Origin of the sequence: Kribbella sp. NPDC026596, from assembly GCF_040638415.1 — a bacterium.
Taxonomy (GTDB): domain Bacteria; phylum Actinomycetota; class Actinomycetes; order Propionibacteriales; family Kribbellaceae; genus Kribbella.
This window is the reverse complement of the sequence record NZ_JBEZYF010000097.1, coordinates 16,309-29,408: the sequence shown is the minus strand read 5'-3', so window position 1 is coordinate 29,408 and position 13,100 is coordinate 16,309. Positions and strand designations below refer to the sequence as shown.

The following is a 13,100-nucleotide window of genomic DNA, read 5'->3' as shown; positions in this document are numbered from 1 at the left end:
GAAGCACTCGACTGCGCCTGCGGCCTCTACCTGAACGACCCCACAGCCTGGCAGCCCAAGTAACCCCCGACGAACTTACGGTGCGGACCACTAAGGAACGTGTCGGTAAGGAACGTGTCACCAGCGGCAAACGGCGAGGGGTAGTGCTGGAGTCGTGGGGGCGGGAGGATCGCCGATCGTGGATCGGTCGATCGAACTCGACGAGCTGGTCGAGATGTGGACGCTGTTGGACGACGAGCAGGGCCTGGTGGCCGGGAAGCGTGGGGCGACCAGGCTCGGGTTCGTCTTGTTGCTGAAGTTCTACATTCAGCATGGCCAGTTTCCCCGCGGCCGCAGCGCGCTGCCCGCTGGTGCAGTCCGCTACGTCGCTGACCAGGTGAAGGTGCCGGCTTCGGAGCTGGGCATTTACGAGTGGGCTGGCCGGACCAATCGGTACCACCAGGCGCAGATCCGTGAGTCTCTGGGGTTCCGGGAGCGCTCGGTCCGAGATGCGGAGAAGCTGACGGCTTGGTTGGCGGTAGAGGTCTGTGAGGATGAGCGTGGGCGGGATCGGGTTCGCGATCAGCTGCTGGTGAGGTGCCGTGACCAGCGGATCGAGCCCCCGACGTCCGCCCGGGTCGACCGGATTGTCCGTTCGGCGTTGCACCAGGCGGAGGTCGCGATGACGTCCCGCGTCGCCGGCCGGCTGTCTCCGGCGACTGCCGCACGACTCAGTTCGCTGGTGACCGAGCCCGAGCATGATGGTGAGGACGTCGGCGAGTCGGTGCTGGCTCTGGTGAGGTCGGATCCGGGCAACGTGAGCCTGGAGTCGATGCTGACCGAGATCAGGAAGCTGGGTGCGGTCCGTGCGATCGAACTCCCGCCGGGCCTGTTCGCTGACGTGGGTGCCCCGGGTGCTGGCGGAGTGGCGCGCTCGGGCGGCGGTGGAGTCGCCGTCGCATCTGCGTGCCCATCCGGATGCCCTGCGGTTGACGCTGCTCGCGGCGATGCTCCACGCCAGAGAGCGGGAGATCACCGATACCTTGGTTGATCTGCTGATCTCCACGGTGCACCGGATCAACGCCCGAGCGGACAAGCGCGTCACCCAGGAACTGGTGAACGCCTTCAAGAAGGTGACCGGTAAGGAGAACATCCTCTTCTCCATCGCCGAGGCAGCACTCGGCGCGCCGGACGACTCGGTGCGGTCGGTCGTCTTCCCAGCGGTGAACGGTGGTGAGCAGACGCTGCGGGAGCTGGTGCACGAGTACAAGACGAAGGGTCCGGTGTATCGCCGTACGGTGCAGACCACGTTGAAGGCCTCTTACACCAACCACTACCGGCGCGGCCTGATCGAGCTCTTGGACGTGCTGGAGTTCCGGTCGTCCAACGCGACTCACCGGCCGGTACTGGACGCACTCGAGTTGGTGGCCCGGCACAAGGACGGCAGGGTGACGTTCTACCCGGCCGGCGAGCATGTCCCAGACCACAAGGGCGTGTTGGGTGACTGGACCGACCTGGTCCGGCGTACCGACGAGAAGGGCCGCTCCAAGGTGGTGCGGTCGACGTATGAGGTGTGCACGTTCCAGGCGCTGCGGGAGCGGCTGCGGTGCAAGGAGATCTGGGTGGTCGGCGCGGACCGGTGGCGCAACCCGGACGAGGACCTGCCCCGCGATTTCGAGTCCCGCCGCCTCGAGCATTACACCGCGTTGCGCAAGCCGCTGGACCCGACTGCCGTGCCGCTGATCGACATGTTGAAGGAGGCGGTGCTGCGGACTGGGTGCCTGGACGGTGTCATTTCTGTCGCCGGCACCGCCGGAAGCGGGGAGCTGCCGCGTGAGGTGCTGGCCGAGCGGCTGCTGCTCGCGGTGTACGCCGACGGCACCAACACCGGGATCCGCGCGATCTCCGGCGGCGAGCACGGCCATTCCGAAGACGACCTGCGCTACGTGCGGCGCCGCTACCTGCCGGTCGAGGTCGCGCGGGCGATGGCGACCCAGATCGCCAACGCCACCTTCGCCGTACGCCGCCACCAGGTCTGGGGTGCCGGGTCGTCGTGCGGTCGCGTCGGACTCGACGCACTTCGGCGCGTTTGACCAGAACATCTTCACCGAGTGGCACTCGCGCTACGGCGGCCGCGGGGTGCTGATCTACTGGCACGTCGAGAAGAAGTCGATGGCGATCCATTCGCAGGTGATCAACTGCTCGGCGTCTGAGGTCGCGGCGATGATCGAGGGGGCGATGGGGCACGGCACCTCGATGGAGGTCGAGGCAACTATGTGGACTCCCACGGCCAGTCCGAGGTCGGCTTCGGACTGACCCGGTTGCTGGGGTTCGACCTGCTGCCGCGGATCAAGCGGATCAACATGGTGAAGCTGTACCGGCCGTCTGCTGGCGAGCCGGACGCCTACCCGTGGTTGGGGCCGGCGCTGACCCGGCCGATCCATGGGACGTCATCGGTGAGCAGTACGACCAAATGATCAAATATGCGATCGCGATCCGCTCGGGTACGGCCTCGACGGAGGCGATTCTTCGCCGGTTCACCAAGGCCAACGCGGTCCACCCGACCTATCAGGCGATGATCGAGCTCGGCCGCGCCCAGAAGACCTTGTTCGTCGCCCGGTATTTGCGCGACCGGGATCTGCAGCGGGAGATCAACGAGGGCCTGAACGGCCCGTATGGCGAAGTCCGGCTCAACATGGACCGCTGCCTCAGCCTGCGGGCCGACGCCTGACGTCTGCGACCAGTGCGCTACCGCTGGCGCGGTACGCACAAGACAGTTGCGGCCGTCTACCTGGCGGTCTGCCAGGACACCGAATAGCCAGCATCCGCCAGCGCCTGCCTGCACCCGGCGCGTCAACAAGCGTCATCGTCCTGCGACAACGCAATCACCGGGACCAGGCCCGAGGCCGGTCGCAGAGGGTTTAACACAAGTGAACGCCTGTGGCGATGGCGCGGCGTGTCGTCTGCAGCAACATGCAGTGGGGTTGCGGGCCGGCAATTCGAACGATAGAAAGTCTGTCGTCTACACCGGTGCCGCGGGGGCTGCGCTGGTGCTTCCGCCCCTCGTCTGCTGGAGTGCCCCATGCGCCGCGCCCATAGGTTGCTGACGTCTGCCCTGGTCCTGTCTCTTCCGGCATCCCTCGGAGTTCCAGCTACCGCACTCGCGCATCCGCAGCAGGTTGCGCAGGCTGCTGTTCAGCAAGCGCCTCGTGCGGTTGCGGGCCCGCTGGCGCCACCACTGCCCGCACGCGTGGCAAAGGCGTCGACCACCGCAGCCGCGACCGGGAAGCCGACGCGGGTGCGGGAGTTGGAGCGGCGGCGTACGGCGACGTCGTCGAGCTTCCGGATGTCGGATGGCACGACGCAGACGGTGCTGTCGGCGGAGCCGGTGCATTACAGGGACGCCAAGGGCAAGTGGCAGGACATCGACACGAAGGTTGTCGCGGGTGCTGGTGAGGACTCGTTCGAGAACGCGAAGAACACGTTCCGGTCGCGGTTCGGCAAGTCGAGCGACCGGCTGCTGTCGTTCGAGGCGGATGGGGCGTCGATCAGTCTGGGTGCGGCGGGTGAGAAGCGGCAGTTGACGCCGCTGGTGAAGGATTCGTCGGTGGCGTTCGCTGATGTGTTCGGTACGGCGGACGTGCGCTACTACGTGTCCCGCACGGGCGTGAAGGAGACCGTCGTACTCACGGCGGCCGGCGATGCGGCGAGTGAGTACACCTTCGAGCTGCACACCAGCGGGCTGACCGCTAAGGCGCAGGCCGATGGGTCGATCGGGTTCTTCAAGAAGAACGACGACACGCGTCCGAGGTATGTGATCCCGGCGCCGAACATGTTCGACTCCTCGCCGGACAACAGGCTGGGTCAGCCGGGCTACTCGGACAAGATCACGCAGACGATCACCCAGCAGGGCGGCAAGACTCTGCTGACTCTGAGGCCGGATCAGGCGTGGCTGACGGCGAGGGAGCGGGTCTTCCCGATCGTGATCGACCCGACGATCGTGGTGGTTCCGGATCCGGCGGCGGCGCAGGACACATCGATTTCGGAGGCGGCCCCGGCCGCGACGTACGGCTCGAACTCGACGGTGCTGGTGGGGGATGACGCGAGCCACAACACGTGGCGCGGTCTGTTGAAGTTCGACACGTCGATGATCCCGACCACGACGACGATCCGGTCGGCTGATCTGAACCTGCATTACGGGGCCGGGTTCGGTCAGGACGTGACGCTGCCGTTCGCGGCGGTGAAGGTCACCTCGGATTGGTCGGAGGCGACGGCGACGTGGGCGTCGATGAACGCGGCGTGGAACGGGACGTATGCCACCAACAAGGTCACGGTCGACGATCAGGACACCTTGTCGGCGTCGTATGAGGGCTCGTGGAAGGACTATCCCAACGCCGGTGCGGTGAATGGCTCGTTCTCGTATGCGCCGGACGGTACGACGCCGGAGGCGTTTACCTGGGATGCGCGGGTGCCGAGTGATGGTGACTATCTGGTTCAGGGTCACTATTTCCAGGCGTCGTATCGCGGCAAGTTGGCGACGACGCTGACTGGTGCGACGGCCGGTGGCCAGGCGCTAGTGCAGAACACGACGTGGGACCAGACCACCGGTGCGGCGGCGGGGTCTTGGTACTCGTTGGGCACGATTCATGCGCGGCCGGGGAGCCCGGCGCGGGTGAAGATCGTCCGCGACCAATCCGGGGTGGCCACGGTCCCGGTCGCGGACGCGGTGTCGTGGACGAAGTATTCGACGGCGACCAAGCAGCCGGGGGATCGTGACGGCTGGCATTCGTACGCGCTGGGCAGCTATGTGCAGTCGTGGGTGGCCAATCCGGCGGCGAATTTCGGGGTGATGCTGAAGGCTGTCGACGAGGTGCCGGCGACGGCGCCGGCCGGTGGGTTGTACTACACCGCGAGCGAGGCGACGCTGGGCGGGGAGACCGCGGCGCGGCCGAACCTGGTCGTCACCTACGACGAGCCTGGTGTCACGCTGAACCCGCCGTCGACGATCAACGCCTCGGGTGCGGAGCTGTCGTGGAGCACGTACAACGACCCGACCCCGGCCGACGATGACGACCTGGTCGAGTACCAGATCTTCCGGGGCTGCCGCGCTCTCCCGGCGAACGGCTGCGCCACACCGGTGGGTGACTACTTCTCGGCCACCGCGCCGGGCGCTTTGGAGTTGGTCGGAACCGTGCCGCCGGACGTGACCTCGTTTACCGACGACACGGCCAAGCCGTCCACGCTCACGGACACCGGCAGCCCCGATCCGGCGACGTACAACTACTGGGTCGTGGCCCGGACGGTCGGGGACGGCGCGTCGAACGGCAGGGCCGCGTCGAACGCGCAGACGGTGACGACTCCCCGTGAGGGCCGGATCGTGCAGTCGTTCGGCGGCGACATCTCCGACACCACGTTGAGTGCGGCTGCGGCGTACCAGACCGTGAACCTGCAGCGCCCGGACGGCACCACCGCGAACACGCGGTACTGGGTGCAGGTCGGCAACAACCACCCGACGTACGGCGCCGAGCGCGGGGTGTTCAAGTTCGACACGGCGGCGATCAAGCAGGGCACGAAGGTCACCGACGCACGGGTGGAACTGTTCTCGAACTACGGCTCGGGCAGCGGCCGGGCCGACTTCGACCTCTACGGGCTGACCAGGGACTTCACGGAGGACCAGGCGACCTGGAAGCAGGCGCAGTCCACGATCAACTGGACGGCTCCGGGTGGTGACTACGACCCGGCGCGGCTGGGGTCGGTGCATCCCGACGGCAACGCGCAGCGGCTGACGTTCGCGCCGAACACCGACGACACGAACCTGCTGACCAAGATTCAGGCGTGGGTCGACAACCCGGGCGACAACCACGGCCTGTTGCTGCGGACGCGTGACGAGGCGCCGGCCGCGGCGGGTCAGCAGCTGGTCAGCATCACCAACGGCGAATCGCCCGACACCCTGTTCCGGCCGCGGTTGTGGATCGAGCACCTGGCCAAGAACCAGGCCGAGACCTACCAGGCCGACCAGATCCCGGAGCGGTTCGTCCCAGGCACCACGATCACGACCCCGGTCACGGTGACGAACACGACCAACCAGACCTGGCCGAGTGGGCTGCAGCTGTCGTACCGCTGGACCGAGCCGGGCAGCACCACCGACATCACCGTGTCCGGTGACCGCAACTTCGTGCCGCTGGGCAAGGCGCTGGCGCCGGGTGAGGCCGTCAGGCTGAATCTGCCGATCCGGACGCCGATCAACGCCGACAACGGCACCAAGCGGCTGGCCTATGACATCTACCTGGACCTGTGGACCGGCAGCGACTGGTTCTCCAAGACCGTTCCGCCGTCGTCGAACACCACGCCCCCGTCCCAGGGCTGTGTGGTTGTCACCACGGGGTACCTGTGTGTGGACCGGTATGTGGAGGATCCGGGGTCGAACCAGCTGGGGCTGGAGAAGTTCTTGTCCTACACCGGTGAGGAGACCGGCGGCGGGTCGCAGTTGCTGACGAACCTGTACAGCGGGAACGCCGTCTGGTCCTACGACGCGCTGTCCAACCCGTCGATCGGGCCGTCGGCGTTCGTGCGGCTGGCCTACAACTCCATGGACGGCACCGACCCGGGGGCCGGGTTCGGGTCCTCCGTCCAGGCGGCCACCTTGACGCGGCTGGGCAGCACGCTGTCGGTGCCGAGCGGTAACAGCGTCAACAACCTGATGACGTTCATCGACGGCGACGGCACGACCCACACCTACAAACTCGCCACCCAGACCCCGTCGCTGCTGACCTACACCCGCCCGCCCGGCGTCGGCCTGGACCTGACCCGCGACCTGACCGCGGACACGGCACACCAGTGGGTGTTCACCCGGCCAGACGGCACCCGGTTCTACTTCAACCAAGACACCGGACGGCAGACCTCGGTCGTGGACCGAAACGGCAACACGATGGCGTTCGTCTACGACACCTCCGGCCGGTTGACGACCGTGAGCGATGCTCGTAACCGGCAGGTCCTGACGCTCGGGTACAACACTGCTGGGCTGGTGTGGATCCGGGACATCTCCGGACGGGCGTTGAAGTTCAATTACAACAGTTCGCATCAGCTGACCAAGCTCGAGGACGGTGGCCCGTTCAACGCCGCCACGCAGACCTTCGACCCAGGCGCTGCGGTGAAGGCGTTCCAGTTCGCCTACTCCGACACCTCGAACAACGGCAACACGAAACTGATTTCGGTCAAGGACCCGCGTAACGCCGAGACGAAGGTGCAGTACTACACGTCGACGGAGAACTCGACGTACGCGTCGTGGCCGAAGAGCTACACCGATCGGCGCGGCAACGACACCACGTTCTCCTACGCCGACCCCGACGGTTCGGCGGCGCAGGACATCGTCGCCACGGTCACCGACGTCAACGGGTCCACGCCATCGGTGACGACGTACCGGATGGACGGTTACGGCCGCACCACCAGCATCCTGGACGCGAACCAGAACGCAATCGGTGGCACCAAGGCGACGCTGCTCGGGTGGGACAGCGACCACAACGTGATCCGGCTGCAGGAGCCCAACGACGCGGTGTCGACCTGGGAGTACGACCCGAACACCGGGTATCCGCTGATCGTGCGGGACGCGATGGCGGTCAAGAACGGCCTGGCGGGTGTGCTGCTGACCTACCAGACGCTGACCACCGGCGCGAAGCCGACCGTGCTGATGTCGAAGAAGAGCACCGCCGGCCGGACCAGCACGTTCACCTACGACGCGAACGGCAACGTCAAGACCGTCAAGAACGGCCTCGGCTACGGGCCGACCTACACCTACAACCCGAACGGCACCCTGGGCACGGCCACCGACGCCCGGGGCAACGCGACCCAGTACGGCGCTGACACGAACTACGACCCGAGCGGCTATCCGCTGTCGATCACCGATCCCGAGCTGGCCAAGACCGAGTTCCTGTATGACGCCCGCGGGAACGTGGTGCAGGTCAAGGACGCGCTGCTGCGGTTGACGACCGCCGAGTACGACGCGTTCGGCCGGCCGACCAAGGTCACCACGCCCTACGACGCGACCCAGACCCCCGCGGTGACCCGCACCACCCAGACCGACTACGACCTGAACGACAACGTCACCAAGGAGACCGCGCCGAACGGTGCGGAGTCGGTGTCGACATTCGATGCCGCCGACAACTTGCTGACCAAGACGTTGCCGGACAACAACACCACCGGACGGCAGGTCGCCTACACCTACGACGTGCTGGGCCGTAAGGTCACCGAGACCGCGCCGAAGGGCGTCGCGACAGGCACGGACCCGAACGACTTCGTCAGCAAGTACAGCTATGACCGGATCGGTCAGGTGCTGAAGGTCGAGACCCCGTTCCTCGATTCGGACGGCTCCACCAAGACGCCCACGACCACCTACGAGTACGACCTGGTCGGCAACCGGACCACCGTGCTCGACCCGCTGCGGAACGCGTCCCCGGCGACCGACTACACGTCGAAGACGGTCTACGACCTGAACCACCGGCCGACCGCTGTCACCGACGCGGCCGGCTACACCAGCAAGACGGTCTACGACGCCGACGGTCTGGTGACGTCGGAGATCAACCAGACCGGGCACGCGAAGAAGACCGACTATGACGCGGCCGGTCAGCCGGTCGCGATCCACGTCCCGCACACCCCGATCGGTGCCCATCAGGAGGACCGGGTCACGACGCTGACCTACGACGAGGCCGGCAACGTGACCCGCCAGACCCGGCCCAGTGGCCGGTACTCCGAGACGGTGTATGACAAGAACAACCGGCCGGTCCAGAACAAGTCCGCGTTCGACACCACGACCACGCTGTACAAGACGCCGTCGAGCACCTTCATCCAGTACTACCCGACCGGTGAGGTCAAGGCCCAGTCCGAGCCGACGTTTGCCGCCACGGCGCCACCGGCCGCGCAGTGGACGAACTTCACCTACTACGGCTCCGGCGACATCAAGACCTCCACCGACCCGTGGCAGATCACCGCGACCTACGGCTACAACCCGTTGGGTCAGCAGACCGACCGCACCCTGACCGTGCCCGGTGACGACGCCAAACGCACCCAGGCCTGGGGCTACTACCCCGACGGGGCCTTGCAGTCGCGTTCCGACACCGCCGCGCAGCAGCCGGTCGACATCATCGACAACGCCGACACCTGGCAAACCACCTCAACCGGGACCTGGGCCACGGTCACCGGCGGCACCAACACCCAGGGCGCGAACTACCGCACCCACGCGGCCGCGGCCGTGGGTACACCGGAAGCGGGTGACACGTTCAACTGGCGGGTGCTGCCCGATGTCGCGGGTTCGTTCGACGTCTACGCCTCCTGCCCGGTGCGCGCTGATGCGACGACGGCGGCGACGTACACGATCAACCACTCCACCGGCGCGGCGACGAAGACGGTCGACCAGAAGGCGTGCACCGCGGCCACGCCATGGGTGAATCTCGGCAACTACTCGTTCCCGAACGGTGTCGCCAAAACCATCACCCTGAAGCCGGCGGTCGCGGGTGTGGTGGTCGCGGACGCGATCAAGCTGGTCTCGACCAGCCCGGCCGAGTCCCGCTCGTTCACCTACAACTACGACGCCAACGGCCAGCAGAGCGAGGTCAAGGACAACAACCCGAACGCCGCGGCCGACACCTTCAAGGTCACCACCGACGGCCTGGCCCGCACCACCCAGGTCCAGGAACTCAAGGCCGGTGCCGAGAAGGCGACAACCGACTACACCTACGACCTCGACTCCAACGTGCTGTCCACCAACGCCCAACGGGGCGCCGACGCGAACACCGTGGGTGTGACGCGCTACACGGCCTACACGTGGGATGTTCGCAACCTGGTCGACACCGTCAAGGCCGGCGCGACACCGACCGGTCCGTTGGACACCTGGTCCTACACCTACGACCCGCGCGGCTGGCGGTCCACGACCACGAAACCGAACGGGAACGTGGCGACGTTCACCTATCACGAGGACGGCCTGGCCCGGATCCAGACCGAGAAGACCAGCGGCGGCCTGCTCGTCTCCTCGCACTCGCTGCGCTACAACCCCGACAGCGATCGCTCCCAAGACGTCGAGAAGGTCCTGCAGGCGGGTACGTCGCTGTATCTGGATCAGGCATCGACCTACACCTACACCCCGGGCCGGCAACTCGCGGCGGTGGTCAAGACCGGGGTCGACAAGGGCGACAACGAGTCCTACGACTACGACGCGGCCGGCAACACGACGAAGCAGACCATCGGCGCGACGGTGTCGACGATGACCTACGACCGCAACCGGCTCACCAAAACGACCGTCACCGGCGGCGCGACGCTGAACCAGCGCTACGACCCGTTCGGGCGTTCCACCACCACCGATGTCGGCACGCAGGTGGTGGAGCAGAACGCCTACGACGGCTACGACCGCCTCGTCCGGCAGCAAAAGTTCGATATCGCCGGCACCCCGACCTTCACCCGCAACCAGACCTACGACCCGTTCGACCGGATGGTCAACCAGTCCGAAAAGGTCGGCACCGCCCAATCCATCACCACCCGCTACACCTTCACCGGCCTGGCAGACCAGGTCGCCGCCGAGGAACAGAAAGACACCAGCGGTACCTGGAAGACCTCCAAGTCCTACTCGTACGGTGCAGGCGGTGAAAACCTGTCCCTGGTCGACACCCCGGTCAACACCACCACGTCGGAGAAGTCGTACTACGGCACCAACCCGCACGGCGACGTCGAAACCCTCACCGACGCCACCACCGGCCAGACCACCTCGACCTACCGGTACACCGCCTACGGCCAGGCCGACAAGACCGGCACCACCGGCGACGACGCCATCACCGGCATCGGGAGCCAAGACGCCGACATCGTCAACCCCTACCGGTTCAACAGCAAGCGCTACGACGGCGCCACCGGCACCTACGACATGGGATTCCGCGAATACAACCCTGGATTGAACCGGTTCCTCACCCGCGACATGTTCGACGGCGCCCTGACCGACCTCGGCCTGGCCACGGATCCGTGGAACGCGAACCGGTACATGTTCGGCGGCGGCAACCCCATCAGCCGCATCGAGCTCGACGGCCACATGAGCGCCCCCGATTCCAGCGGCCCCGGCGGCGTGATCCAGGCAGACCTCGCACTCTGCCCAACCTGCCACATCGAGTCCACCCCCAACGGCGTCACTGTGACGGGCGCCAAGCCCGACGCGATGAACACCGCCATCGACAACTTCATCGCCGGCTCGTTCCAGGGGATCCTCGAGACCGGCGAGCAATTGCCCCTCACCAAGACGGTCAACACCGTTCGAAACGCCGCCGGGATCGGTACCGACAGCCAGATCTATCGCAACCTGGTCGAACAGACCGGAGTAGCCGACACCAGCAGCACAAGCTACGACGTCGGCCGCCTGACCGGCCCACTCCTCATCCCCATTGGCGGACCCGGCACCACCGGGGCACGACTCGCGGACAGAACAGCCGTCGCCCTCGCCGACAAAGCCGCAGCCAAACTAGCCGACGACGCCGCAACCCCCGCAGTCGGCTTCGCCGAAGGTCTCGGCCGCACCGCTCTTACCCCTGGACGGCTGCAGCACGGCACCAAGAACCTCACCAAGACGGGTGTCCTGCCAGCCTGGTCAGGCAAGGCGAGTCCAGGCATCATCGAGCGCATGTTCACGCCGATCTTGGAGCACCCCACAGCCACCTTCGACCATACGCTGGGAGGCACTCATGTCCGCGGATTCTTGGGCGACATCGACGGGCAACAGGTAGCCCTCTTCGTCTACAAGGAAGGCCCCTACCAAGGAGAGCTCGCGTCGTCGTTCGTTCCATCAGCGAACCAGTTGAAGATGTGGGGCATCCCATGAGCCGGCCCCTTGCCCGCGACGCTCTGACCATTTTCGTCGACGGCGAAGAGGTTCCCGGGCTGATCGCGTACGGGCTCAGGGAGCCAGGACTCGCGATGCCGGCGTTCCCCAGCGATGCCTGGATCGCCCAGCCCGAGCCACAGGAGTTCACACTTCACGGCGACCGGTGGGAAGTTGTCGGTTGGGAGATTCCCGTAGTCATTTGGCCCGAAGCCTCCCGTCTTGAAGGGGCCGTGCGCGCAACTCTCGACACGCTTACCCAGGCGGGATGTCGTGTGGCCTGGATTGGCGCGGAGGGTGTGCCGTTCTGCGATCCTCCCGACCTGTTCAATCCGAACTGCATGTCTGGGTCAGTGCTCGCTTGGGCCACCGACGCCGGTCAGGGCGAGTTCCGGATTGATCCTGACGCACCCGTTCAACCGGCTTCCGACGATCGGCTCGAGAGCCTCCGCCATCACGGGAGCGGGCTAGCAGATGTCCAATTTCAAGACCAAGTTCCAGTGGTTGCCATGAGCGACCTCCAGCAAGAAGTGGCGACGATCCGCGCTCTTCGGCACCTGGACCTCGTCGAACCGAGCGCAGTTGTGGCGTGGGCTCGCGCGGCGACGACTCGTGGCGACAGCACGAAAGGGATCGTTGACCTGGCCGAGTTGTCTGACGCGCGAGGTGAAGACGTTGACGCTCACGTGACTGCGCTGGCAGACGAGATCGGTCTGGTGCCGCTCACCGAGCAGGTCGCCGGAGTCGTCGCGGCTGAGCACGTGGCCCGCGAGCTGACTCGCGGCACCGTCGCGCCGATTGACGCGGCCCGGCGCATCTGGGGCATTGCGCGACTGGCACCGTCCGCGGAGCCGCGGCTTCGGGTCTTCATCGGGCTTGCAAGCGAGTGGGAAGACGATCCCGACAATCGGACGTCGTACGAAGAGGAGATCCGGTCCGAAGCGCTGAACCTGGCAGGCTGGTCGGAGTGACACCGCGTTGGGCCGCGTTTCCGGCGCGAGCGCCGCGTGCAAGCGCCCGCTGTTCGACGCCTACGCTCCTCCACGCCCGATCGCTGGAGTCGTTGGTCGCCTTCGTCGCTACCCCGTCCTTGTGGCCGTGGTCGGCTTGCTGGGTTCGGTATCCGCGTCGGCTGCCTCGAAGGATGGATCTCGCGCGGCCTCCAGTCCGACGGGATGCAGTTCTTGCCGAATCAACTGGAGACACGTTCCGTGCTGTCGTGCCGGGCGGCGGGGTCGTCGGCACCCGTGGTCAAGAGTTCATCCGCGTGATCGTG

The 13,100-nt window shown here is 66.4% G+C and carries 4 protein-coding genes and 1 pseudogene; all 5 read left to right on the top strand.

Annotation, left to right across the window (positions count from 1 at the left end):
- Nucleotides 1–178: 178 nt before the first annotated feature.
- The 5 genes and pseudogenes from AB0E63_RS42905 (at nucleotide 179) to AB0E63_RS42885 (ending at nucleotide 12,795) form a co-directional block, all read left to right on the top strand.
- The gene (locus tag AB0E63_RS42905) at nucleotides 179–1,030 is read left to right on the top strand and encodes a DUF4158 domain-containing protein (protein WP_360379589.1); all 852 of its coding nucleotides are present in this window, start codon (nucleotides 179–181) and stop codon (nucleotides 1,028–1,030) included.
- A complete protein-coding gene (locus tag AB0E63_RS42900) occupies nucleotides 987–2,072 on the top strand; it encodes a Tn3 family transposase (protein WP_360379594.1) in 1,086 nt (361 codons plus the stop codon). The genes AB0E63_RS42905 and AB0E63_RS42900 overlap by 44 nt, the downstream gene beginning before the upstream one ends.
- Nucleotides 2,020–2,710 (top strand): annotated as a pseudogene (locus tag AB0E63_RS42895) (Tn3 family transposase). The gene AB0E63_RS42900 and the pseudogene AB0E63_RS42895 overlap by 53 nt, the downstream one beginning before the upstream one ends.
- A gap of 519 nt (nucleotides 2,711–3,229) precedes the next feature.
- Nucleotides 3,230–11,824 carry a DNRLRE domain-containing protein gene (locus tag AB0E63_RS42890; RefSeq protein ID WP_360379586.1) on the top strand — a complete coding sequence of 2,865 codons (8,595 nt, stop codon included), beginning with the start codon at nucleotides 3,230–3,232 and terminating at the stop codon, nucleotides 11,822–11,824.
- On the top strand, nucleotides 11,821–12,795 hold the full coding sequence (locus AB0E63_RS42885) for a hypothetical protein (protein ID WP_360379584.1): 975 nt from the start codon (nucleotides 11,821–11,823) through the stop codon (nucleotides 12,793–12,795). Before AB0E63_RS42890 ends, AB0E63_RS42885 begins: the two co-directional genes overlap by 4 nt.
- Nucleotides 12,796–13,100 lie beyond the last annotated feature (305 nt).

What these genes read in the sequence shown, in the direction of transcription:
- AB0E63_RS42900 (WP_360379594.1), top strand. Translation starts at nt 987, where the DNA reads ATGCTCCACGCCAGAGAGCGGGAGATCACCGATACCTTGGTTGATCTG.
- AB0E63_RS42885 (WP_360379584.1), top strand. Translation starts at nt 11,821, where the DNA reads ATGAGCCGGCCCCTTGCCCGCGACGCTCTGACCATTTTCGTCGACGGC.